The following is a 26,624-nucleotide window of genomic DNA, read 5'->3' as shown; positions in this document are numbered from 1 at the left end:
CCCTAGCGAAATAGTTTTAATTGTTCATTTAACGCTTTTGTCTGACTGTAAATCTGTTGATATACCGCATATAGCTGATTGTATATTTCTACATTTTCAGGATTCGGTTCAAATTTCCCTTCTACTTGAACACAAGCCTGAACAGCTTCTTCAAAATCTTTGTATATATTCGCTCCTACCGCTGCAATCATACACGCACCGATACTTGGCCCTTGCTCATTTTTTAGTTTATACACCGTTACATTAAAAATATCGGCCTGCATTTGTAGCCAGACTGGACTTTTTGCGCCACCGCCGATAGAAACCATTTCGGTAATATCTTTGCCCGAGGCGCGGAAAATCTCTAACGAATCACGCAGTGAAAAAACGATTCCCTCCATCACAGCCCGCGCAAAATGTTGCTTTGTATGTGATGCATCTATGCCAATATAGCTTCCACGAATTGTAGAATCTGCATAAGGTGTGCGTTCACCTACAATATACGGTGTAAATAATAATCCGTTACTTCCGGGAGTAATTGTATCAATCCCCGCAAATAATTCATCATAAGTCTGCCCTTCCGCAAATCTCTCTTTAAACCAGCTAAGGGAATGCCCAGCCGACAACGTAACCCCCATTGTGTAGTAAGCATCCTCTACAACATGGTTAAAATAGTGTACCTTTCCTTCAAAATCCTTTGTATTGGATTCCTCGTATGATAATAGAACTCCCGATGTACCAATACTGACCATTGTTTTACCATCGCCTGCAACACCAGAACCAATTGCCCCACAAGCATTATCCGCACCACCAGCATAAATCTTAGTTGCGGTCGTTAATCCTGTGCTTTTAGCAAATTCCTCTGTCAATTGCCCCACTTCTGTTGCCGATGACACAAGCGGTGGACATATTGCTAAATCAATTCCCAGCACTGCAGCTATTTCCTGACTCCATTCGCTCTTTTCTATATCCAGTAATAATGTGCCTGCCGCATCGGAATAATCCATATGCAAATTTCCAGTCATCACAAAACGCACATAATCCTTAGGTAATAGAAAAGTTTTTATCGCTTTGAAAATTTCCGGTTCATATTCCTTTACCCATACAATCTTTGGTAACGTAAAACCTTCAAGAGCATTATTTTTAGTAATTCTCAGCAGGTCCTCCTGCCCAACTTGTTCAATAATTTGCTTACACTGCTCTGTTGTCCGCGTATCATTCCATAAGATTGCAGGTCGAAGAATATCATTATTTTCATCAAGTAGCACCAATCCATGCATTTGACCAGAATAACTAATCCCTACAATAGTAGAAACATCTCCTGTAAACCGTTTAACAATTTCCTGAATTGCCGCTTTAGTTCCAGTCACCCAATCATTTGGATTTTGCTCTGAGTAACTTGGCTTTTCATGAACAAGCGGATAGCTCCTTGATGCTTCATCGACAATAGTTCCTTGCTCATTCATTAACAGTGCTTTTACAGCGCTTGTTCCTAGGTCAATCCCGATTACATACTTCATATTTCTGCCTCCACCCGTATACTGCATAAAAGGCTAGACCAAAAGTATAAATCTTTTGCTCTAGCCTCAAAAAGCTTCTTGACCACAATTATTCAGCTATAACATTTAAAATGTACTGATTTATAATCATTTTCAATTTTTCTGTGCGACCAGAGCTGTTTTTAACGTCCCCAAGCCCTAAAGCATATTCTTCCAACTGCTTGAAGCCGACAGTCCCATCAACAATTTGTTTGCCGATACCTTCGTTATAACTGCTATAACGATTATCTACGAAGTTTTCCAACACACCATCTTCCAATAGCTTGTGGGCAACCTTCAGTCCGACAGCAAATGAGTCCATTCCCGCTATATGTGCATAAAACAAATCATCCTGCTCAAATGATCCACGGCGTACTTTTGCATCAAAGTTCAAACCGCCCTTTCCGAGGCCGCCATTTTTCAAAATTTCATACATCGCTAACGTGTTTGTGTAAAGGTCTGTAGGGAATTCATCCGTATCCCATCCAAGTAATGTATCGCCCTGGTTGGCATCCACTGAGCCCAGCATACCGTTAATACGTGCTGTATGTAACTCATGCTCAAATGTATGCCCGGCTAATGTTGCATGGTTTGCTTCTATATTGAATTTGAATTTGTTTTCTAATCCGTACGTACGCAAGAAACCAATCCCTGTTGCTACATCGAAGTCATATTGGTGTTTTGTCGGCTCTTTTGGCTTTGGTTCAATCAAGAATTGACCTTCATAACCAATTTCTTTTGCATAATCTACCGCCATGTTCAAGAACATACCAAGATTATCTTGCTCTAACTTCATATTTGTATTAAGCAGTGTTTCATAGCCTTCACGACCACCCCAGAAGACATAATTTTCAGCACCTAAACGCTTTGCTACTTCCAAGCCCTTTTTCACTTTCGCTGCCGAATAGGCAAAAACATCTGCATTCGGTGAAGTCGCAGCACCGTGAACAAAGCGTGGGTTTGAAAACATATTGGCTGTATTCCATAGGAGCTTAGTTTTTGATGTAGCCATGTATTTTTCCATCATGTCTATAATTTCATCCAGGTTTTTATTCGTTTCCGCCAATGACTGGCCTTCCGGTGCAACGTCTACATCATGGAAGCAGAAAAATGGTACATTTAACTTTTCATAAAATTCAAATGAAGCTTCTAAACGTGCCTTTGCTAGGTCCATGCCGGAAAATTTGTCCCATGACCGCTCCATATTTCCTGCACCAAACGGATCTCCGCCATCATACGTAAATGTATGCCAATAGGCTACTCCAAAACGTAAAGTTTCCTCCATCGTTTTCCCGCCAACAACTTCCTCTGGATTGTAGTATTTAAATGCTAAATCACTTGTTGATTTTGGTCCTTCATACTTGATTGCTGAGATATTGCTGAAATATGACATATAATATTCCCCCGATTCATTTGTTTTTAGAAATGATGTCAACCCATACCGCCAAAATTAAAATCAAACCTTTTACGATATACTGCCAGTAAGCGCCGATATTCATCATCGACATTCCGTTATCAATACTTGCCATAATGAGTGCACCGATAATCGCACCAAAGATCTTCCCTTTACCGCCCATTAAAGATGTACCGCCAATTACGCAGGCTGCGATGGCATCCAATTCATAACTGTTCCCGGCAGATACTGTTGCTGCATTTAAACGTGCTGTTAATAACACACCTGCTACTCCAGCTAAAGCACCCATGCTGACGAATACATATAGCGTATTTCGTTTAATATTTATTCCCGATAATGCTGCTGCTTCCGGGTTGCCGCCTATTGCATAAATCCGGCGTCCAAATGCTGTTTTGTTGTAATGAACATGAAAACAAGCGCAATTACCGCTACAATTAAAAACGGGATTGGAATACCTAAATAACGATTCAACATATACGTAATGACTACTAGAACAACAGAATAAACTGTCACTTTTCCATAATCGATTACAGAAGGCAATAATAATAAGCCCATTTCCTTACGCTTTCTACGACTATTTACCGTGAAAGCTATCATTAAAATAACGGCTATAGCAGCTATAATATAACCTGGTATAAATGGTAAGTAACTGTTTCCGATTTGTTTGAAACTTGGGTTTAATGATGAAATCGTTTGACCATCCGATAAACCGATTAGAACCCCTCGGAATATCAACATCCCACCAAGCGTAACAATAAATGCGGGTACTGCTCGGTATGCGACCCACCATCCTTGCCATAACCCAATTAAACCTCCAATTATAATTGCTGCGAGTACAACAACCGGTGTACTCCATCCTTGCCAAACTTGCAGCATCGCGGCAATTCCACCGGTAACTCCGACAATTGAACCTACCGACAAATCGATGTGACCTGCCACAATTACTAATGTCATTCCTACCGCAAGTACAGCTATGATTGACATTTGGGTAAATAAATTAGAAATATTACGAGAAGATAAGAATTCTCCGTCAGTAAAAAATGTGAAAATAATAGCAATAAAAATTAAAGCAAGAATTAAGGTATAGGATTGTAAATCGAATTTGAAGGATAATTTACTTTCTTTTTTGATTGTCTGTTCATTAATCACGTTTTTCCCCTCCAGTTGCACACATCATTACTTTTTCCTGCGTTGCTTCTTCTCTTGTAAATTCACCCGTAATTTTTCCTTCACACATAACAAGAATTCGATCTGACATTCCTAAAACTTCGGGCAGCTCAGATGAAATTAGTACAATCCCTACACCTTGTTGAACGAGCTCATTCATAATTTTATAAATTTCATATTTAGCACCAACATCAATCCCTCTAGTAGGTTCATCTAAGATTAATAGTTTTGGATTGTTCATAATCCATTTACTCAAAACAACCTTTTGCTGGTTTCCGCCACTTAGCTTTCCTACCTCTATGTCTAGATTAGGTGCTTTTAATTTCATCTTGGTTGTAATCTCTTCTGCTGCTCTTACTTCAAGTGCTTGGCTAATCACATTTAGTTTCATCACCTTGTTTAATGCAATTAGTGTCGTATTTTTTGCTATATCCATTCCTAGTACTAGACCGTATCGCTTACGATCTTCCGATACATAAGCAAATCCTTCTTTAATGGCATCTGCCGGTGATTTAATTGTTACGGTTTTATCATTTAATTTGACCGTACCTTCTTTTTTACCAGGCATTCCGCCAAACAAACTAATAAACAGCTCTGAGCGGCCGGCTCCCATCAAGCCGGAAAAGCCTACAATTTCACCCTTTTTAACATTGAAATTTATATTAGATACAACTTTTTTTCCTGATTTATTGTATGAAGTGTAGTTTTCTACATGTAATACATTTTCATCACTAATTTCATGCACCTCATAAGGGAATAACTCCGTCAGTTCACGACCAACCATCTTTGTAATGATCATTTCCTCAGTGAGATACTCGATGGAATTCGTTGAGATTGTCTGACCATCACGTAAAATTGTTACAGAATCAGCCAGCTCCATTACTTCTCCTAATTTGTGCGAAATGTATATGCATGTTACACCTTGTTTTCGAAGTTCATTTAACAATTTAATTAAAACAGCTACATCACTTTCTGTAAGAGCAGCTGTCGGCTCATCTAAGATTAGAATATCCGTTTCCTTCGTCAGGGCTTTTGCAATTTCCAGAAGTTGCTGCTTTCCTACCGTTAATTCGGATACCTTCATTTGTGGGTCCAGATCTAAACCAACCTTTTCAAGTGCTACCATCGAATTTTTATAAATTTCATTCCAATTAATAACGGCCGAGCGCATTAAATCATGTCCTAAAAATAAATTTTCGGCAATCGTCATTTCACCAACCAATGCCAGTTCCTGATAAATAATTGCCACTCCTGCATCTTGTGATTCCTTAATATTTTTGAAACTTGCTTCTTTACCTTTGATTAAAATTTTCCCACTGTATGTGCCCGCCGGATAAACGCCGCTTAATACTTTCATCAAGGTCGATTTCCCTGCACCATTTTCACCACATAAGGCATGGATTTCACCTTTTCGGACTGAAAAAGTAACATTGTCCAGAGCCTTAACACTTGGAAACTCTTTTGTTATTCCTTTCATTTCTAAAACATATTCAGTCATGTTTCCACCACCATTCTCGATATCCTCATTTAGAGAAAGGAGGGAAATTCTCCCCTCCTTTTGCTGTTATTTACGGACGGTCACTTTCCGGAACATTTTTATATACATCATCATAGCTATGGAATTCATCTTCAATAACTGTTGTCATAAGTTCATCTTTACCTACTGAAATTGGGTCCAGCTTAATGAATGGAACATCCATCTGGCCATTGTTTACAGAATCCGTAGCAGTAACTTCCTCACCTTTTGCTAATTGAACCGCTACTTCTGCACTCTTTTCAGCAATTGCTTTTATTGGCTTGTAAACTGTCATTGTCTGTAATCCCTCTGCAATACGCTGAACACCTGCCAGGTCAGCATCTTGCCCAGAAATTAGTACTTTACCAGCTAATCCCTGAGCTTCTAACGCCTGGATTGCGCCACCTGCCGTATTATCATTTGAAGCAACGACAACATCAATATTGTTTTTGTTTGCAGTTAATGCGTTTTCCATAATTTTTAATGCTTCATTTGCATCCCAGTCTTTCGCCCACTGATCGCCTACAATTGTAATATCACCTTTATCAACTAATGGCTGAATAATATTCATTTGCCCTTCACGGAACATTTTTGCGTTGTTATCCGTTGGAGATCCCCCCATTAAGAAGTAGTTTCCATCAGGTTTTAAATTCACTAAATACTCCGCTTGCATCTCGCCCACACGTACATTATCAAATGAAACATATGCACTGATGTCTGCCCCGTTAATCAATCGGTCATATGCTAATACTGGAACGTCTTCTGCATTTGCCTGCTCCACAACAGTAGATAAAGAATCAGAATTAATCGCAATAATTACTAATGCATCTAAATCCTGAGACAGCATATTTTGTATTTGCGATAATTGCTTTGCTTCATCACCATTTGCAGACTGCACTACGACTTCTGCACCCATTTCTTCGGCTTTAGCTACGAAGAAATCACGGTCATGCTGCCAACGTTCTAATGTTAAGTCCGATACCGATAAACCAATCTTCAATTTATCCCCTGCTGAATCACTTGAGCTAGCCTTGCCTGTGCTTGAATCTCCTGCATCCTGCCCACAAGCCACCAATAACATTGACATTACTATCAGAATCCCAAAAAGAAAGCCCTTACATTTATACATGAACTACACCCCTTCTAATATTTGTAATATTCTTAATTTAAAATTAGGATAACATGTTAATATTTGTTTGTCTATTGGATGAACAAAGTTTTTTTGTTATACTTTAATTAAATTTATGATCGTTTTGTATTGGAGGGATTGTTACTTTGTCATGGAATCAACAAATAGGGAAAAAGTTCAATAAGCAGCAAATTTTAAATTATATTTTCTCTAAAAGAATCGTTTCTAGAGGAGAAATCATTGAAGAAATAGGGTTAAAAAAAGCAACTGTTGCAAATCTAGTAACTGAACTAATAGAGGACCGATTAATCGTAGAAGATGGAAAAGACTTTTCAACTGGAGGGAGAAGATCCCGGTTATTAAGGTTTAATGAAACAGCTGGCTTTGCACTTGGCATTGATATTGGCGTTAACTATTTATATGGTGCAGTTTTTAATCTAAAAGGGGAAATTGTTTTCGATAATCTCCAACTCGTACCAACAATCCAACTTGACGCGTATTTAAAAAGTATTTTGGATTTAATAAAATTACTCATGGAAAATGTACCCCCTAGCCCATTCTCGATCGTCGGATTAGGCGTTGCTGTTCCTGGTTCCGTTAATAAAGACGGTGTCATTATTATTGCGCCCAATTTACGGTGGGAAAATTTTGATATTAGCAGCTATTTACGTGATCACTTTGACTTCCCAATCTATATTTCGAATGAGGCCAATGCTGGTGCTTATGCAGAATATATTTTTGAAAATAATAAAGAAACTTCAAATCTATTATATTTAAGTATAGGAATCGGGCTAGGTGTCGGAATTATTATTGATCATAATATTTATCTAGGGGTTAACGGTTATTCGGGCGAAAGCGGACATGCCATCATACATATGAATGGACGTAAATGCACATGCGGCCGTAATGGATGTTGGGAAGCATATGCCTCAGAATATGCCCTTATCCATGACGCAACTTATATGCTAAAAGAAAGAGAATTAACATTAGAGCAGATAATTACTTTAGCTGAAGAGGGCAATGAAGATGTTATACAGTTATTCAAGGAAACCGGGTACTATATCGGTCTCGGTATCACCAATTTAATTCAAACATTTAACCCGGAAAAAATTATTATTGGTAATCGAATTATAAAAGCGCAAAAGTTTATCGAGCAATCAATATTAGATACAATTCACTCTAATACTATGCATTTTCAGCGGGATAACTATTCTGTGCAATTTTCGAAATTAAAGGATCGTGCAATTGCCCTCGGTGCTGCCTCCTTTATTATTGATCAGTTCATTCAACTTCCATTTGATTAATTTCCACTTTAATACCCTAAGTTTATACTAAACATATCTGTTTTTTGTTAAAAAATGTATATTATGTTATGATAAGAAAGCCTGTAACACTCTCGAATAAAAGTCATATTATTGGAGAAAACAAATGGAAAACCTTAATTTATTACTAGAAAAAAACAGTCATCTGGAAAGCGAGCGTCTTTTTTTACGTCCGATTTCTATTGAGGATACTGAAGATATGTACGAATATACTGCGGATGAGGAAACGACGAAATTTCTTTATCATGCACACAAAGATCTGGAACAAACGAAGAAGATGATTGAGAATTATTTTATGAAAGAACCTGCCGGGAAGTATGCGATTGTATTAAAAGAAAGCAATAAAATGATCGGTGCAATCGAGTTCCGTGTCCATGAATGGAATAAAAGCGGGGAACTCGGCTTTACATTAAACCGCAGCTTCTGGGGAAAAGGCTATATAACAGAAGCAAGCAAAGTAATATTGGACTTAGCCTTCAATACACTCAGCTTAGAACGTGTATTTGCTGAATCTCACGTTCAAAATGCGGCCTCCGCTAAAGTTATGCAACGTTTAGGGATGACCCATGAAGGAACGATGCGAAAAAATCATATGATTAAAGGTACTCTCGTGGATAGTGTTTATTACTCTATATTAAAAGAGGAATTCTAATCGCTTTTACACCCTAAAATAGAATTATTAAAAAAAGCCCTTCAGTCTGCAGCAAACAGAATGAAGGGCTTTTTCATATTCAACAGTTATGAAAACCGGTCCATGATTAGAATGGATTTGTATTCATTAATGTCGCGTTTTTAATGTACATGCGATTGTTCAGCTTTAATTGAGCAATAATATAATCCGCAATATCTTCAGGGTGCATATATTGATCTCTTTTTTCATCAGGCACTAAGTTCAGTGCATCCGCCAAATCTGTTGCAATCGTACTTGGCGCTAATGCTGTTACGCGAATATTGTTACGGCGCACTTCTGCAGCAAGTGACTCGGTTAAGCCGATGACACCGAATTTAGAAGCACTGTATGCACTTGATGTTGCCGCACCGTTTAAACCGTTTGTTGATGAAATATTAATAACATCACCCGCGTTTTTCTCGATTAATTGCGGTACAATTGTGTGCGATACATAAAAAGTACCCATTACGTTGATGTCGACAATTTCTTTAAATTCTGCCGGATCCATGTCCACGAGCTTTTCAAATTTCCCGACACCTGCATTGTTAACTAAAATATCCGTTAACCCCAACTTTTCTTTTAGATGGCCAGCAGCCTTCTGTACTTGTTCTAAATTCGAAACATCCGCCACTGCATAAGCAGCTTTAACGCCATGGCTTTCAATTTCTTTCGCTACTTGCTGTAGTGCCTCTTCCGAACGTGCAATGATCCCTACGTTCACACCCTCTTTTGCTAATGCTACCGCTACCGCTTTACCGATTCCGCGTGCAGCACCTGTTACAACCGCTACTTTACCTTGTAATGACTGACCCAATTTTATCGTCTCCTTCAAACATTATTTCAATAAAATTTTAACATAGTGAACTTCCATACGTCTTATTTTGCGATTGGACGATATAGATATACTTTTTAATTGCTACGATTAGATAAACCTACAATAGACTCAATTCGTCCTCTGTTATAACGTTGCGTCATAATAAATGGGACGTTGGCGAAGAGTGCATAGGCGATGTTAATCCAGCCTGCCCAAACAGGATTCCATATGAAAAAAAGGGGCGCTGGCAAAATTAGCAGCCAATGCGTTATCTCCGCTCTTTTTGTTTCAGCTGCAAAAATCTTTAAATCTTCCCGCTTTGTACCGTGCAAATGGCTTTTATTATAACTTTTCTTTGCAATCGAAGACCCATCAATTAAGTGCCTTTTCCATTTCTTCACTAAAAATAACCGGTTCCATATCTTCCCGTTTTCCTCCCACTCTGCAATACGGAGAAATACAACATCCTTCAAAAAATAGCGTAAAGGAATTTTGAAACAGAGCGCTGAAATCGAAAAATGAAGAACAAGCCATACCATTATATTAACAATGAGAAGCCAAATTGCATTTATGACTGTCATACCTCTCTCCTATTACACTTTGATTTTTCTGCCTTTCCACATGACCGAATGTAAAACATGTGTGCGATATAATGAATATAAAAATACGGCTGTAAAAAATAAAACAAAAAAAGGATAGAACAAGAACATCATGAGATGAAAATTCCCTGCTCTTCTCGCCAGAAAATACACATGCCCTCCGTATAATAAGTAGACAATAATTCCGCATAAGAGCGCCACAGAAGATTCCGTCAAAAAAGCGAGAATTGTTGCCGACACTGCCATTATGACACCAAAAATCCACAGCTGAATGAGCATCATAACAAATCTATGAGTAGACTGTGAAGCTGTTGCCAGATTTTTTGTCCAGCCTTCCAATAATTGTTTCGGACCCTCTTCATACATACGCATATTAATAATCCCTTTGCCGGCATAATTGGTTACCGGTAAGTCTTTAGCTAAAAAAACATCACTCAGTGCAAAGTCATCCATAATCGACTCTTCCGCTGCCTCATGCCCCCCTGTTGAAATATAGCTCTCCTTATCACAAAGGATACATGGTCCAAATGATCCTGCCGTTGCAAACTTTCCTTTCCAAACGGTAAATACATTCATTCCTGTCAGCACAATAATATTAAATATTACGGATAAATTTTCGTAACATTTTACAATCCGGTGATACGGTTGAATGGATAAGATCCCTTTTCCTTCTTGCTTGCTGAAGCTATTCATCATGCGCTCAAGGCTGTCCTCATCGGCAAGCTGAACATCCGCATCTAAAAACAGCAGCCATTCTCCTTTTGCAGATTGTGCCCCGTACGCACAAGCATTGGATTTACCCGGGCTCATCCCGCCTACTTTTTTACTATTTAATACCTTCGCTCCGTATGACAATGCAACTTCAGCAGTATGATCCGAGGAACCATCATCGACTACAATTATTTCAAAACGCTTCCAACTTTGCTGCTGGAGTGATTTTAACAATGGCGGCAACCGAAGCGCTTCATTTCTGGCTGGTATGATGATCGACAATGCAGGTAATGGCTGATTCCCCTCTTTTGCTGGTGGTTTTCTTGTAGACCAAAACATCAGCACACCACATAATAATCCGAGTAAGGATAGTATTTGCACAACCAAATACAAAGTTTCCATTGATCATGTTCCTTCCATTTGCTTTTGTCTAATAGCTAATACGCTGTCTACTTCAGCCTGTCTCTTTCCATTAGTTTCTTCGCCACCTGCTGCCCGCTAAGCGTAACCATTGGCATGCCGCCGCCTGGATTGACGGTTCCCCCGACGAAATATAAATTGTCATAACGTTCACTTTGCTTCGGATGTTTAAATCCTTTATTCATTTTCTTATCGGATACGGTTCCGTAAATTGCCCCGCGGTCTGAAGAGTACGTTCGTTCAATATCATGCGGTGTCCACATATCCTTTGTGACAATACTTTCTCTAAGTCTGTCCAATCCCATATTTTCCAGCTTGATTAATACCTTTTCAGCAAACTCGGTATACTCCTGTCGAGTTAGGGGTTTCTCTTGAAGGTGAGGAATATGTGGAAGAATTTTCAGATTCTCATGGCCTGGCAGTGCTTGTTTTGGATCAGTTTTATTCACATTCACTAAATAAATGACCGGGTCATCAGGAAGTTCATGCTTATCAAAAATCAGATTCATTTGTTTTTTCATATTGTTGGAGAAAAAGAAATTATGATGGGCAAGTTGCGGATAGCTATTTTTAACCCCTAAATGTAAAACCAGCCCCGAGCTTGCGGGTTCGAATTTTTTATCTAATTTATCGGTATAAGTTTCTTTTTCTTCTGTTAATTGTTTGTACGTTGGGATGACTTCCATATTGGAAACAAAATAATCGGCAGTCAACTTCATTCCATCATCTGTATAGGCAGCTGTAATAACTCGTTTGTTTTTATCTAATTTCACGATCTTTTTCCCAAGATGGAATGTCACACCAATCTCCTCTGCTAACTTCACTAAAGCATTTGCTAAATTATGCATTCCACCAGGTACATACCAAATTCCCTGGGCATGCTGCATGTAAATCATCATATTTAGAACAGCCGGCGCATGATAGGCGGAAGATCCAACATATTTTACAATATAACTTAGCATATCCCGGAATTGCGGGTTCTTTATTCTTTTACCAATTGCATCAAACATTGTGGAAGATAAATCAAATTTCCGCAACGATTGGAACGCACCGTGATATTGGAGCACTTCCTTTAAATTGTCTAACCCTTGATTAAAGTACCCTTGCTCCGTTATTTCATATAATCCTTTAGAATATTCCAGTAGTTTTTTGTATTGTTTAATGTCTTTTTTCGTTAGAGAAGGATTCAAGTTCTCCATATCCTGTAAATCCTCATATAAATCAAGTGTATTACCGTCCGGGAAAAATGAGCGCCATTGATGCTCCAATCGCTGAACCGGAACATAATCGCTCATTTGTTTTCCGCTTTGCTGAAATAAAGTTTCGAATATATGAGGCATCGTTAGTATGGATGGACCCAGGTCAAAGCCAAAACCATCCTGCTCCAAACGGTTCAACTTTCCGCCTAGATGATGATTCTGTTCGTATAGGTCAACATTGTATCCTTTTTGCTGAAGTGAGATTGCAGCTGATAAACCACCAAGCCCTCCGCCTATTACAATCACCTTTTTCTTACCTGACATATTGTGTTTCCCCCTCTGTAATCTTTTTGTTTAGACTCGAATCTGCCCCTCCCGGCAGTGCATCCTTTTCAAACAGCTCCACCTCGTAACCCTCTTGTTGCAAGCGAATTGTACTTGCCATTCCTGCTGCACTAGCTCCCATAACAATGACTTTTTATTCATGAGCTCCCCTAATAATTATTCGGTTACGCTCGTTCTTCCTTATGTATATAGATAAATCGCCCTTCACTTAACATTATACAATAATTATAAAAATGTATAACCTTTTAATCGCTGTGTATCTTTATTTTTTTATTTTCCTTCTAAATCGTTTACCCTTAATTTATTGCTCTTAACCTATTTTATTAAGCCCTATTCATCTTTTTCATTTTCAACTCGCAAGTCATATCGTTTTATTAACCTTATCAAATAGTTATCAACTTTGTATAACGTTTAAAGAAAAGACTGTGAAGCTTTCCCTAAATTTCTACAGTAGAATAATCCAGTTGTAACACTACTAATAATGCATATTTCTTGTTTACAACATCACAACAAAAAAAAGACACGGATTCATATTTGAATCGTGTCCCCTACCAAATAACTATATTCTTATCACTAATTCATATTATCGACTAACACGAATTTGATTTTTCCCGCCTTTTTTTGCTTCATATAATGCCATGTCCGCAGAATAGAATAAATTTTCAAAGGTTTCTACTTTTCTATCCAAGTTATTTGACATCCCAATACTGACCTTTATCTTCACTGTTTTTCCATCTTTATTGATGCACAAGTTACGTATGCTATGATTTATTTGCTTCGCTTTTATCAAGCCTTCTTCACGTGTAGCACCCTTTAATATTACAACGAATTCATCTCCACCATAACGGCCGATCAGTTCATTTTCTTTTAGCGTACTTGAGCATGCCTTGCTAACAAGTTTGATGGCTTCATCACCGAAAAGATGCCCAAATTCATCGTTAATCCCTTTAAAATTATCAATATCAAGCACTAAACATTGAATAGATTCATTGTTAATGGATGCTTCCTGTAACCATTTGTTAGCAGTTTCCTCCAAATAACTCCGGTTATATAAACCTGTCAAATAATCTATATTTGCCTTTGCTTTTATAGCTGAAACCCTATGCTTAATGTCGAGCTTGAGCGCTGACAAAGCAATTTGACGTTCGCTAATTTCATTGAGCAGGGCGATGTATTCTTTTTGAACGGTATAACCTAATTGTACATCATTCATTAGTTCACACAATTTGCAGCGTTCTTCCTGAATCGTTTTTAATAAGTTGACATCGTTATATTCCTCAACAATATCTCTTGCATTCGTATAGGATTCATAAGCTTCTGCATATAGCTTGCTTTTTATGTACCAGGAGCCCTGTAAGTCATAACACTGCGCTTTTTCTCTTTTAAAATCTTCTAATAGTGGTTCATGGATCATGTCATCTATAAGTAACTTGGAAGCTTCTAAATCTTCAAGACCAATATATGATTTGGCAAGATTCAGTTTGACCCTAAATGCTAAAATGAATGATACCGGTTTATGTAACTTGGCCATTTCAAGCCCTAATCCAGCCATTTCTAAAGCCTTTTCAAAATTCCCTTCCATCATATAGACATGACTAAGATTGCTGTATCCGTTACTGACAATATTATACTTTTCCAATTTTCCCGCTAGCTGAATGGATTTTTCCAATGTTTCTTTTGCTTTTATGTAATCTTTGTTTGTTTCATATAATAAAAAGGAGACATTGTATAAATTTACCCAATCTGCTTCATCACCATGTTTAGTACAAACTTCCGTATACTGGTCAATACAATTGAAAGCCTCTTCAATATCGCCTACGCAATAAAAAGATGCTGCATTATTTATATATGCAGTTAAAATCGATTTATAATCTTTTAATTCTATGCCCAACTTAAGAAGTTCATATCCAGCTTCTATTGTATCCTTGTATTTCCCTTCAGCTCTAAGCATAGTCACCTTCTGCTGCAGTAAATTCAAATCTTGTTTTTCCATAATCCGCTCCCGGTTTCCTATAGTAAATGCCTACTCAAATTTGGAACAATCCCTATTCCGCTTTCCATTACTGTCAATTAAAGCTGAAACAACTATATGTATATTTGATTGATTATACAATATATTATAGTAATTTCAATAAATAACAAATCCCTCTAAAACGCTTATTTATACATCTTCTAGAGGGATTTATCAAAAGCTTCAGTTACTTATGATACAGACTGTACAGCTTTTTCATTAAAATCGGGCCATTGGTTACACTCCACCGAATCCTTATAGAAGTGCTTCTGTACATGTGAAAATCTCTAGGAATTAAATAATGCAGGGTTTTCACCCAGAATAAAAATTCAGAGAAAAAACCAACTCCGCGCAGCTTTCGCTTTGTGGAATTGGTTTTGAAGTTAATTTCTATATTTTAATCTACAACAGTACTATATTTTTGAGTTCGATCATTTTCATTCATTACCCAGTTAATATTTCCATATCTATCCATAGTAATCATATAAACTTTTTGTCCTTTTCTGAAGACATTAGTGTTTCCGTTAGCAACCAATGTCATCTCTGAACTTGTATCAGCAGCCGTTGTAATTAATTTTTTACCATATAAATTAATTGTAACTGCTGAAGGTTGTCTACCGAATCTAACAACATTTAAAATATCTGTTTCTGTAGGTGCATATGTCACTCCATCATTTACAACAACATAATATACTTCTTTAACGTCAGAAGCACTCAATTGTGGAGTAATAATAATTTGTTTAGAGTTATTAGGGTCAGCCATTCTCTGACCTAATAATGCGTTAGACATAATATTCACCTTGTTCGAAGGGTAAATATACTTACCAAGTTTAGAAATATCAAATGTAAAGTGATCAACATAGTCATAAGCATTACTTAAATTATCTTTTAATGTTACTGTAATCGATTTATCAGCATTAACAGCATCACGTGGTTTAATTACCAACTTAGATTCATCAGTAGTTTTACTACCAACAGAGTAGCCATCAAAGTCAAATTGGCCTGTAATATCTATACCAGCATCATTCGTAATTTTCATTATTGATGATAAATCTAAGGTATTCGTAATTTTAATTTGTGACTTATTATAGTTGGTTAAGTTTGTATCATCCTGACGCAAAATTGTTTCGTTAAATGTTATTTCAAACTTAGAATCTGGTGTTCTGTAAATTATGGCATCAGTGGTAATCGATGCATATGGATTATCCCGACTAGTTTTCACATATGGTTTTATTCCATCCATATAAAGTGTCGCTTTCATCTGAGGACCTTTAGGCTCGTCTTCTTCAATCGTTGGAGCTGAACTTTTTTCTAAAATCGTAAAGTTACCAATTGTGTCTCTAGCTCCAATGTAGAATCCATATTCCTCATGGGCCTCTAATCCCAATTCAGAAGGTCTAGGGATTTTTTCGACCAATCCCTTTCCTTCAGAACCACCTATATCCTTCGCTCCTAAAGATTTAAACTTATCGTATAGATTAGATGCATTGGACGATGTATTTAATACTGTCGTAATATCTTTTAAATTCCCTGTTGTATCAAAATAAGCAGTATTCAATTCATATACTTCTCTGCCGTTCACTGTTTTCCTAATGTATTTCTTAACAGGTAGTACATAAAAGTTGGCTTTTTCATCTACTGAAGCTGTAAATTTAATTTGTGTATCGCTGCCTTCAACATTTTTAATAGATGCACCCGTAACTAACGGTGGTTTCACATCATCAATTAAACTTCTTTCCATAATTTCGGAAAGCTGTCCAGAACGATCCTTTAACACCATATAGATTTTATAGCTTTTAAAAGGATCCCTTGGCGGAGTTCCCGGTTTTGATACATCGAACTTAAATGTTCCTAACGGCGCCGGGTTTTGGCCATTCCCAATATAGGCATTTTGAGTTCCAAGTGGTGTTGTTAGTTGGAATTTACCAGTAACAACTTTCGAGTCATTTGAAAATTCATCTACAAAATCACGATTCGTTATATCTTTGAAATCAAAATCATCCGGTAAAATCATGTAGTAGTAAGTACCTGCTTTTTTGGTCTCTACTTCTACCTCATATTTATCTGGACCAGTAATAACATTTTTAATCGATATTACTGGTTTTATCGAATCTGAATGATTGTACTGTGCATAGTTGCGGGGTTCAACACCGACCGCTACTGTTTCTTTATTTTCAAATTCATTTTCGGCTAAGTCTTTTACCCCTTTTAAAACGGTAGCCACAATTGTATCTCCATTTACTAGAGAGCTTACTGCAGGAATCGTTAATCGAATACGCTTATTCGAATATTGTACTTCTACTGGCTTCATTTCTTTATGACCAGAAATATTGACGATCCCTGTTCCCGATAATAGGTAATTATCTGGGTTCTCCGCCGTTGCTTTATCCAACTCTTCACTAACCGTAATGTAGAAATAGCCTTTATTTTTGTCTGCCAACTCCAATATTGGTGGATCCAGTACATACGGATAAGTCGTATCAGGCCCCTCCGTCTTAATCACAATCTTCGGTGCGGGGTTGCGCATTTTATTACCCGATTTGTCGACCATCACCGCATAAATTTCATACTCTGTATTCGGCTTAATGTCGCCGATTGCCGGGGTTGCGCCATATTTTGTTTCGGTAATGACGATATCTTCAGGCTTTGTAATTGTCCCTTTTCCTGTATAGCGCTTCATAATTTCATCGACAGTTGGGTCCGGCATCGTAACGGGCGATTTCTCGCGAATATAGTAATAGTATTCGCCTGGCTCGGTAATGCCCTTAATGATAAATTGCACGCGCTTTCCACCGTACATCTTTTCGCCTTTATCCAAGCTGAACGTCGGTGGTCGGTTATCAATTGTCGAGAACTCCTGCTCTTCCTTCTCCGAAACATTGTCCGCATCATCAATAACAATTGCATAAATAACATAGTCCGTCATCGTTTCCAGGCCGGATACCGTAAATTTCACAGGCTCGTCCATGACGAGTGGGCCATTGCCATTATATTTTGTACCGCCTGTTTTAATCTCGCTGATCGATGGCGCTTTTTCATTGGCCTTTTTAATGACATAGTAGTACGTTCCATCTTCATCGGCTGTTAATGTCACATCGGCGGTCGATCCGCCTGCTGCAACATCCAGTTGTGTAATGGATGGGGACGTTACATCTGTAATAATCGTATTTTCCACAGGGTCACGGTCAACCGCTTTTCCGTTTTCATCCTCTACATAACCAATGTTCGGGTCATCTGTTTTATAATCATCAAACACATCATTTACCGTTTTGTTGTTTGGGATAATCGCTTTAGAAATATAGGCATGTGTGCCAAGATTCGTAAAGCCGTTGCTTGATGTAATGTAATAATAATCATATGTGCTGTCTGTATTCAGGTACACATTTTTTAATGTGTTTTTATACACGTATTGAATATCATGAACGCCATAAATAGAAACATTGTAGTCCGTATCGATATACATCGCGTTCGGGCTTGCATACAGTTCCACATTTGCTACATTTCCTTGTACTGTCAGGCGGTCGATATCATAGTTAGCCTTTAAAAATGTACGGTCAGCAGTTACATACAATTGACGAATATCCGCGTTTTCAAAGTCCACGTACTTCTTAACGTTTGCCATACGCTCTGTGTATTTTTGCAGGTGCTCCGGTTTTGTCGGGTCCGGCTTGTTCTGTAAATTCTCGTTTTCACTAGGGTTCAGGAAATCCTCATTATCCGGATTATTTGGCTTTCCCCAGTCGATAAACGATGCGAAGCTTCCTAAACTTGCAATACGTACATTTTCCAATGCGCCAAGCGAGCGTCGTGGTGCTTCCGCTACTTCCACACGTCCAGTAAAATTGATATTCTTGAAGCGTAAATAACTGCCATGAATGACAAGTTCCCCTGCAAAAGAAGAATAGCCCCCATCAAGCGCCAGTAAACGTGAGGAAGTTCCGCTTGCATTGATTGTCAGCTTCGAAATGTTTTGAAGGGTCTTTCCTGAATAGCTTCCTTCAATGTAAGCACCTTTTAATACATTTTGATTTCCCGCATTAATAATACTGCGTAAATGGGATGCCACCGTGTACGCGACACCGTTTATGTATATTTGATTCCCTACAATATCCCCGACTGTGTAGACAGGATTGCCGCGGTCCGCTTTTTCCGCACGCCAAATAAATGTCGCCATCTGTCCGCGTGTTACGGTATTGAACGGATCAAATGAAACAGGCGTTTTCCCTTTTGTTACATTCAAATCGTAAAGTGTCTGTATAAAATACGCATTGGCATTTTTATTTGAAACGTCCTTGAAACCGTGGTTAAGTTTTGTTGAAATGCCAAACTTGAAGCCGAGTGTTAAAATTTTCGCCATTTGACCACGTGTTATCGGCTCTTTTGGTTTAAAGGTTTTATCTGAATAGCCATTAATGACACCAGCCTCTGCCAATGCGGCGATATAACGGTAATTTGGATTATTTACCGTCACGTCTTTAAAACCTGGATTTTTTGGATTTGTTGTATTTACATCAATCGTCAATGCCAGCATTTTTGCGGCATCTTCACGAGTAATCGCTGTATTTGGTTTAAATGTGCCGTTTGAATAGCCTGTTGCAATCTTACGGTTGGCTAAATCGATAATCGGCTCATAATAATCTGCATTTGGATTTAAATCACTGAATGAATAGGCGTTTGCCTGATGGGGCATTGCCACTAGCACACCGCTTGTCGCCAAAACCGTTGCGACCGCTGCCTTCGAGAGTTTTTGTGCTTTTTTCGAGTCCATGTTAGAAAATCCCTCCCTTTTGAAATGTCGTAACATGTTCAATCTAGTAAAAACTTCTACTCTTTATATCGGCTAACGGTGTGCAAAACTGTATGAAATTTATGGAGTTTTTCATTTTAATTCTGGATTTCTATATTTGGACAAAAAAAGGAACGACCCTGCTCCGACTTAAATGTCTAAAGCAAAATCGTTCTTATAAATAAATAGCCAACCATCCATACTTTACCCTAGCTAAAAACTTTCTAATCTTTAATAGGGTTTCTATACTAGTTAATATTCACTAAACTTATATTTTATTCCTCATTAGGGCTATTTTTTTAAAAAAAGAAGAGAGAACAATCTATCTAAGTTTGTTTTTTCTATATTTCTGCACAATTTGCTTATTTTCGCACTATAATTTTCAGAGTATTTAAAATATAATGGATGATAGAGAATGAGAAAATAAGGGGACTCTTTTTCTTATATTTATATTTTATTGAAAGCGTTGGCGTCATCTGCTATTTTATAAGCTCTTATTTTGGCGTTGGTTCTACTCTTCATTCAGAACTTTCCACTTTGACACCAATGCTTTCTACTTTCACTTAATTTGATTCAACTTTTGCGCCAAAAAGTTCTACTTTCCGGCAAAGGGTTTCTACTTTCCACACTTAACATTCAATATTTCTTACAAAAACAACTGTTCAACACATAAGGGGGATGGGTATGACTATTTTAAATGGGTTAAAAGTTTTGGATTTTTGTTCGCTATTACCGGGACCGCTTGCGTCAATGATGTTTGCAGATCTTGGAGCAGATGTTATTCATGTGGAATCAGAGCGCCGTGTTGATTTAATGCGGATTATGCCGCCGTATGATGAAGATAAGGAATCTTACTTCCATCAGCATTTAAACCGCTCAAAAAAATCTTTGCAGCTCAATTTAAAGTCTGCGGAGAGCATTGAAATTATTAAAAAGCTTATCCAAGATTATGACATTGTCATTGAAGGGTTCCGCCCGGGTGTGATGAAGCGTCTTGGAATTGACTATGAAACATTGCGCGAATTCAATCCGCGCCTCATTTACTGTGCGATTACAGGCTATGGACAAACCGGGCCATATGCAACACGGCCAGGCCATGATAATAACTACTTATCAATTGGCGGAGTGCTCAATCATTCCCGTTTAAAGGATAAAAAACCTGTTGCAATGGGAATTCAAATCGCGGATATTGCTGGCGGGACAATGCATGCTGCTGTCGGAATTTTAGCGGCTGCTTTTCACCGTGAAAAAACAGGCGAAGGGAAATTTATTGATGTCTCGATGACCGATGCGGTGTTTTCCATGAATGCTTTATATGGCACACAATATCTCGGAAGCGGCCGTCCCCCTCAGCCAGAAGAGGAAATTTTAAACGGCGGAACATTTTATGATTACTACCGTACGAAAGACGGGCGCTATTTTTCAGTCGGCAGCCTGGAGCCTCAGTTCCGTAAACTGCTATGTGAAGCGCTTGGCATCCCGGAACTGATCGACAGCACATTTAATGACTCCTACTATACACAGCAACGCTTTAAGGAAGCGGTTACCGATGCGTTTTGCTCGAAAACATTTAATCAGTGGCTAGAAATTTTCAATGAAGACTTCCACGGATGTGTGGAGCCCGTTCTTACATTTGACGAAGCTTGCGAACACCCGCAAATAAAAGAAAGGAATATGCTTGTAGATGTTCAGAAACCGGATGGATCCTCGCAACGCCAAATTGGAACTGCCCTGAAAATAAGCGGGGTTGAGCCGACTTATAAACATGTCGGGGCAAAAATGGGTGAACATACCGAGGAAATTTTAGCTGCATATGGCTATAGTAAAGAACAAATCGAGCAACTAACAAAAGCAGGGGTATTACAGTAAAATAAAAAGGTGAGGCATGCATCGGCATTGCCTCACCTTTTCTTTTTTAACATAGAGCTACACGGCGCTCAATAAATAGGCGCAAATCTTGGAAATGATGCGGTATAATCAAATATTTCTTATAGACCGCTAATAGTTTCTCCACTAAAAGATCTTCTTCTGCCCAAAACAGTATTTTCAACAAATTGCAAATATGCTGTGATGTCATTTCAGCAACATGATAATAAGCGCTGCCTTTTTTTAAATATTGCTGTTGCCAAATAATGATCGATTCCCTGATATTTTGTGGCGAACCATCAACGAATAGAGTAATATCGCGTTGAACAGTGGCTTCAATAATATGCAGCATCGTTTCCGTTTCATCGGCATGCAGCAGCTGAAATACCGCTGTACATGACGCGAGCTCATTATTTTTCAACAGCTCCATCCCAAGCCCAAACTGCTCCTCTTTTACAACACTATTAATCAGTTCATAAAAGACATGCTCCAAGTAGTTTTCCCGGTAATCTTTCACAAGTGTATCAGGCTGCGGGTTCATGCTGCTCAACACGTCAGCATATTCAACGACAAGTTCAATCGCATGATTATTAATCCGCTCTTCTTCAATTAGATACATACCCTGCAGTAAAATACTCCGATAATCTCTTTTATAAACCGCCTCCTGAAATAACATATAGCCAAGCAGTGTTTGTTCTTTCATATTTAATGCAAACTTTCCGGTCGACCAATTTTCCAGTAATGCGTGAATGCATTTTCGAAGCTTCAGCATATGGCGTCGTCCACTTGTAAAATGCGTTCGGACATTTAATAGATGCAACTGCTTTACTTCATCAGATTTCGGATTTTCATAATCAATCTTTTGTACGAGCTTATGAATAATAGTTGCAATCCGATTTGCCGTGAATTGTCCCGCAAGCAATGTTTTAAAATGTCTCATTAATTCAACGGGTCTTGTAATGTTCCTTAAGGGTACTTGTAAAAACATTGAATAAATCTTCTTCGCCCCAATTATTTTCCAGTACTTTTCATTTACAGAGTAAATTGGTTGCACAAAAAATTGATTGTTTACTTTGTACACATACATTTTCTCAAGTCCTGTTTGTTGACGAGATACAGGAACAGGTTTTGTATAAATAAATTCAATCAGCTGGTCAAATGCCACTTCCCCTTGTGTATGTAAAAATGAAAATAACGCTTTTCTGTTTTGCTGCTCGGCAAAATACTCCTTCATTTTTTCATTCACTGTATTCGTCTCGTGAACTGAATCATTACTATATAATTCTAGTTTACCCCAATATTTTTTGATTAACTGAAAGCAAAACTTTTCTGCACGCTCCTGCTCCAACAAAAATTCATTACTTTGTACAGTTGCACCCCAAATTGCAGTTTGTTTTACAAATAGAAAATCTTCCTCCAAAGCTTGCTCTAGCTTTTTTCCTGTTTGTCCGTCCGTCCGTTGAAAGAGCTGCTCATCAAATGAAAGCAACAACAAAGATCCCTCCATATATTCCACCTTATTTCTATACAAAAATATACCAAAAAATAATTGTGTATGTAACGTTTTAATTTTTTTACTTTTCTTGCACAAAAAAAGCATATCGTTTCATTTGTTCCAATTCGTATGAAATATTGCTTAGAACATACAAACTGATAAATAGAAAACGATATGCCTCTTCACTATTCATTATGCATAATAGAGGTCACGATAATTTTTGATGGATTGGCTTGCACTGGTTTACTTTTCGTTGCACGGTCATAAAAAATGAACAGCATCTTTCCTTCCAAATCTTTCTGATCAACGCGCTTTCCCACCAAATCCACAATTTCCGTTTTTTCATTAACATGGAGTTTAAGCTTCAGCTGATCACAGTAAAGCACCCGGTCAAATGCACCGACACATACCTCGCCCTCTTTATCAAACTGATCAAAAATAATGAGCAATGGTGTCGTATGTGGCGGGGAAACCATTGGCAACGGATTTCTGGAATCAATAAAGGCAATAATTTTCGCCTTAACTGGAATGGCAGATGCCCCAATTTGGTATCCGTCCTTTGTCATTAAAGGCGTTTTTGATGTAATTTGGAATATGACTTTCTTATTGCCGTCTTTTTCACTTATTGCTTCAATAATACCAATACCGGACTGAACGCTAATCGAGATGACAAGAGCTTCTATCTTCTTGATCAATGGCTGCATCGCTTCATCCCCTCTACTTTTCTAGTAATTTCCTAATTCCCGAAAAATAAAGAACAAAAACTTATCTAATTAACTATGATTTTACTGCTTTTTACGACTGATCAACGAAATTCAGTCATACTGGCGTTTAATGGTTTTAAACAGTCTCGCTTTTTTCAGAAGTGTTTTCGGCATTTGAACCGTAGCCGTCACAACACCCGGGTGCCTTCCTATTTCAATTCCACCGGTAATGGTTGCACGGTTTCTCACTTCTTCCACTGTCAGCTCAAATAATTTTGCTGCTCGTTCGAGTGCATTTTCTGTAGCCACGTTTAAGTTAGCTCCTGTTCCTACTATCGACAACGGGAAACTTTCCTCAACTTGCTTCACACCGAATTCTTCAGCCAACTCACGTGCAATGCGTTTTTCTTCTTTCGTAAAAGGTTTTGCAGTATAAGGCAAATCCTCTACATTCGGCAGCAGAATTGGACCGTCCAAATTTACTTTTTTCAATACACTCACCTGAAGCTGTACGATACCCGAGACATCTGTCGTATGTCCGGCAATTTCTCCATCACCCTGCATTGCATGCATATCTCCTACGTATACACCGCCCCCAGGAACTTTTACAGGGCAAATGACAACAGCCCCTTCACGTACACGATTAATATCCATATGTCCATCTGTACGGTGAATATTCAGCTCGTCTTCGGTCATCGTAAATTCATGTGGTGCTCCGATTAAAAATGTTCCGAAATCACCGGCATTATGAGAATCTGGCATTGCTTTTGATGGCGTTGTTCCAAGCTGTCCAACAAACGGACGCATTCTTGCAAGCACTCCGATCAAATCACTCGGCGCGAATGAAGTAATTGGATTTTGAACGGAATTTTCCGGAGTTCGCATATAGTTTTTGCTGTCTTGAGCAATCCGGCGTGCAGCCTCTTTTCCGACCGTTAATCCGACATTCCCTTTTGAATTAAATGTCATCGTATAGCCGTTTGAAATTTTAAATGGTGTTGTATCCGTCCCGCATGTCATACATTTTACCGATTCCTGACCGATACCCTGGACAATTGTCGGCGGATGGAGCTTCCCGCAACCCGGGCATTTCACTTTCACAAAAGGATCTCCGATAAATCGTTCATTCTGAGCTTCGTCTGTTCCTGAAGAAGTCGCAATCGATGTCACTTGAATCGACTTAATCTGAATAACAATTGCATCTCCGACTTCCGCACCTTCCACATATACCGGCTTCGTTACTTCATGTCCTCCGCGAATCGTCGGTGTGATCATTGGGCCCCAGCAGCCAGGAGCTGTATTGGCAATAATCGTCCCCCCATCTTTTAATGGTCCTAACATCGGTGCATTCGGATTTAATACACCATCTGTAAATTCATTGACGAATATTGTTTCAGCAGCCTGAATGACTTGTTTTTCCCGGTATACCGATTCTCCTGTTATTTCTCCACTCACTGATGTTAGTTCATTTACCATCGGAATCCCTCTTCCCCTTTAATTTTAAGTAAATTCAGTAAATTTTGAAGCTATCTACATTATACAATTTTTTACACTATAAGTTTGGTTTGCCTTTATATAAAAGCAAAACTTTTCTCTATCTTATATAATGTGAACAACTAGTACATTATGCAAAAGTGGAACGGGAGGAGAAAATTTTATGGATCAGAAGAAGACGGAAATCCTTTGGCGTGAGGAAAAGTATAATGTGATGTTTCACAGCCAAAATTACTATATTAAGATTCGACAGTCGATGAAAAACAAGGCCGCTTATGATGAAATTTCAGCGCTGATCGAACAGGCATTAAACTTAACGCCAACAGAAGGAAGCATGCGCAATGCTTGCCAACATATGTGGGGCTATTTTAAAAAAGTTGCAACCGAAGAAGAGAAAAGACAGTACGAACAATTGATACAAACAACAAGCTTCAGCGAACTATTAACCTTTTTAAGACAATTGGCAGAGAAATATGGAGTAACATATTTACTGGAAAGCCGCGTTTTGGAGCGTTAAAAGAGGATATTAATGAGGATAAAAAATCCCCTTAAAGATTTTTTTAAGGGGATTAATAATTAATATTTATAAGACTGCCCACCGTCAATCGGAATAACCGCTGCGTTGATGAAGTCAGCTTCGTTTGATAAGAGGAATGCCACTAAATAACCGACTTCTTCCGGCTTACCGAAACGTCTCATCGGATTCGGCTTTACAAACTCCTTACCGACTTCCTCCCAGTTATCGCCACCCATTTGGCGCAGTGATCCTTCTACCATTGGGGTCATGATTGCACCAGGGGCAATTGCTTTAATCGAAATCCCGTATTGGCCGTATTCAATCGCCGAGTTGCGCGTTAAACCGACAACGCCATGCTTACTTGCCGCATAGCCTGACTGGTTACCCACACCACGGATCCCGCCAACCGAAGCTGTATTGACAATCGAGCCGTATCCTTGCTCCTTCATTACTTTAAGCACATATTTCATACCATAGAAGACACCGTTTAAATTGACGGATATGACTTTATGAAATTCTTCAATTCCGTAATCACCAGTTAAATTTTGCTTTCCTTCAATTCCTGCATTGTTAAAGAAACCATCAATTTTGCCGAACTTCTCAACCGTTTGATTGACAAAATTTTCGACTTCGCTCTCTGTAGCTACGTTTGCTGTCACTAACAATGTTTCAGCATTTGGTGCCACTTCTTGCACTTTTTTCTTTGTTTCATCCAGTCCAGCCTGGTTTAAATCAACGAGTACAAGCTTTGCGCCTTCCTTTGCAATTTGCAATGTCGCAGCTTGTCCTAATCCCGAACCTGCACCGGTAACAATTATAACTTTTCCTTCAAAACGATTCATGAGTTGTCCTCCTTTGTTATGAAAAGCTCACCATCAGCATACAGTATTTTCTGTTTGAGTAAAATTTATAGCCCCTAAAAAATTTA

The 26,624-nt window shown here is 38.4% G+C and carries 19 protein-coding genes and 1 pseudogene; 4 read left to right on the top strand and 16 right to left on the bottom strand.

All coding sequences use genetic code 11. From position 1 onward, the window contains the following. Nucleotides 1-2: 2 nt before the first annotated feature. The 5 genes and pseudogenes from xylB to xylF form a co-directional block, all read right to left on the bottom strand. Nucleotides 3-1,499: a xylulokinase gene (xylB, locus tag MHH37_RS00990; protein ID WP_342574630.1), complete on the bottom strand. Its 1,497-nt coding sequence runs from the start codon at nt 1,497-1,499 to the stop codon at nt 3-5. Between the two features lie 88 nt (nt 1,500-1,587). Beyond that, nucleotides 1,588-2,910, bottom strand: a complete 1,323-nt coding sequence (gene xylA / locus MHH37_RS00985; protein ID WP_251691454.1) for a xylose isomerase — start codon at nt 2,908-2,910, stop codon at nt 1,588-1,590. 16 nt (nt 2,911-2,926) lie between these two features. Then, nucleotides 2,927-4,080 (bottom strand): annotated as a pseudogene (locus MHH37_RS00980) (sugar ABC transporter permease). Beyond that, a complete protein-coding gene (locus tag MHH37_RS00975) occupies nt 4,073-5,596 on the bottom strand; it encodes a xylose ABC transporter ATP-binding protein (RefSeq protein WP_065216230.1) in 1,524 nt (507 codons plus the stop codon). Before MHH37_RS00975 ends, MHH37_RS00980 begins: the two are co-directional and overlap by 8 nt. A gap of 70 nt (nt 5,597-5,666) precedes the next feature. Next, nucleotides 5,667-6,743 carry a D-xylose ABC transporter substrate-binding protein gene (gene xylF / locus MHH37_RS00970; RefSeq protein ID WP_342574625.1) on the bottom strand — a complete coding sequence of 359 codons (1,077 nt, stop codon included), beginning with the start codon at nt 6,741-6,743 and terminating at the stop codon, nt 5,667-5,669. A 146-nt stretch (nt 6,744-6,889) separates the two neighbouring features. On the opposite strand from xylF, the gene MHH37_RS00965 reads away from it, so the two are divergent. Together MHH37_RS00965 and MHH37_RS00960 are read left to right on the top strand one after the other, a co-directional pair. Beyond that, complete coding sequence (locus MHH37_RS00965) at nt 6,890-8,047, top strand: ROK family transcriptional regulator (RefSeq protein WP_014825023.1); 1,158 nt, start codon at nt 6,890-6,892, stop codon at nt 8,045-8,047. A 124-nt stretch (nt 8,048-8,171) separates the two neighbouring features. Then, nucleotides 8,172-8,717 carry a GNAT family N-acetyltransferase gene (locus tag MHH37_RS00960; RefSeq protein WP_339263510.1) on the top strand — a complete coding sequence of 182 codons (546 nt, stop codon included), beginning with the start codon at nt 8,172-8,174 and terminating at the stop codon, nt 8,715-8,717. Between the two features lie 106 nt (nt 8,718-8,823). Here the strand turns inward: MHH37_RS00960 and MHH37_RS00955 are convergent, their stop codons facing one another. The 7 genes from MHH37_RS00955 to MHH37_RS00925 form a co-directional block, all read right to left on the bottom strand. Beyond that, the gene (locus MHH37_RS00955; RefSeq protein ID WP_065216232.1) at nt 8,824-9,549 is read right to left on the bottom strand and encodes a 3-ketoacyl-ACP reductase; all 726 of its coding nucleotides are present in this window, start codon (nt 9,547-9,549) and stop codon (nt 8,824-8,826) included. Nucleotides 9,550-9,644: 95 nt separating this feature from the next. Then, entirely contained in the window at nt 9,645-10,130 is a 486-nt protein-coding gene (locus tag MHH37_RS00950; protein ID WP_008407501.1) for a hypothetical protein, read from the bottom strand. 12 nt (nt 10,131-10,142) lie between these two features. Next, a complete protein-coding gene (locus MHH37_RS00945; protein WP_342574622.1) occupies nt 10,143-11,261 on the bottom strand; it encodes a glycosyltransferase family 2 protein in 1,119 nt (372 codons plus the stop codon). A 47-nt stretch (nt 11,262-11,308) separates the two neighbouring features. Further along, nucleotides 11,309-12,802, bottom strand: coding sequence for a phytoene desaturase family protein (gene crtI / locus MHH37_RS00940; RefSeq protein WP_342574620.1), 1,494 nt, complete (start codon nt 12,800-12,802; stop codon nt 11,309-11,311). After that, nucleotides 12,792-12,944: an NAD(P)-binding protein gene (locus MHH37_RS00935; RefSeq protein WP_342574618.1), complete on the bottom strand. Its 153-nt coding sequence runs from the start codon at nt 12,942-12,944 to the stop codon at nt 12,792-12,794. Before MHH37_RS00935 ends, crtI begins: the two co-directional genes overlap by 11 nt. A gap of 462 nt (nt 12,945-13,406) precedes the next feature. Next, complete coding sequence (locus tag MHH37_RS00930) at nt 13,407-14,816, bottom strand: GGDEF domain-containing protein (protein WP_342574616.1); 1,410 nt, start codon at nt 14,814-14,816, stop codon at nt 13,407-13,409. A gap of 415 nt (nt 14,817-15,231) precedes the next feature. After that, nucleotides 15,232-19,602, bottom strand: a complete 4,371-nt coding sequence (locus tag MHH37_RS00925; protein WP_342574614.1) for an S-layer homology domain-containing protein — start codon at nt 19,600-19,602, stop codon at nt 15,232-15,234. 702 nt (nt 19,603-20,304) lie between these two features. Between MHH37_RS00925 and MHH37_RS00920 the strand changes: the two genes are divergently transcribed. Further along, nucleotides 20,305-21,489 (top strand): CaiB/BaiF CoA-transferase family protein, encoded by a 1,185-nt coding sequence (locus tag MHH37_RS00920; RefSeq protein ID WP_014825028.1) that lies wholly within the window; start codon nt 20,305-20,307, stop codon nt 21,487-21,489. 46 nt (nt 21,490-21,535) lie between these two features. On the opposite strand, the gene MHH37_RS00915 is transcribed toward MHH37_RS00920, so the two are convergent. The 3 genes from MHH37_RS00915 to MHH37_RS00905 form a co-directional block, all read right to left on the bottom strand. Further along, complete coding sequence (locus MHH37_RS00915; RefSeq protein WP_342574610.1) at nt 21,536-22,978, bottom strand: Fe-S-cluster redox enzyme; 1,443 nt, start codon at nt 22,976-22,978, stop codon at nt 21,536-21,538. A gap of 188 nt (nt 22,979-23,166) precedes the next feature. Further along, nucleotides 23,167-23,685: a hypothetical protein gene (locus tag MHH37_RS00910; RefSeq protein WP_340797584.1), complete on the bottom strand. Its 519-nt coding sequence runs from the start codon at nt 23,683-23,685 to the stop codon at nt 23,167-23,169. A 111-nt stretch (nt 23,686-23,796) separates the two neighbouring features. Further along, the gene (locus tag MHH37_RS00905) at nt 23,797-25,092 is read right to left on the bottom strand and encodes an acetamidase/formamidase family protein (protein ID WP_342576192.1); all 1,296 of its coding nucleotides are present in this window, start codon (nt 25,090-25,092) and stop codon (nt 23,797-23,799) included. A 250-nt stretch (nt 25,093-25,342) separates the two neighbouring features. Between MHH37_RS00905 and MHH37_RS00900 the strand changes: the two genes are divergently transcribed. Further along, nucleotides 25,343-25,696 carry a YbgA family protein gene (locus MHH37_RS00900; RefSeq protein WP_342574609.1) on the top strand — a complete coding sequence of 118 codons (354 nt, stop codon included), beginning with the start codon at nt 25,343-25,345 and terminating at the stop codon, nt 25,694-25,696. Between the two features lie 59 nt (nt 25,697-25,755). Here MHH37_RS00900 and MHH37_RS00895 read toward each other — a convergent pair whose 3' ends face one another. Then, entirely contained in the window at nt 25,756-26,538 is a 783-nt protein-coding gene (locus MHH37_RS00895; protein ID WP_008407489.1) for an SDR family oxidoreductase, read from the bottom strand. Nucleotides 26,539-26,624 lie beyond the last annotated feature (86 nt).

It is taken from the genome of Solibacillus sp. FSL K6-1781 (genome assembly GCF_038630735.1).
GTDB classification, from domain to species: domain Bacteria; phylum Bacillota; class Bacilli; order Bacillales_A; family Planococcaceae; genus Solibacillus; species Solibacillus silvestris.
Note: the sequence above shows the minus strand (reverse complement) of the source record. Positions and strands in the feature narration are given on the sequence as shown.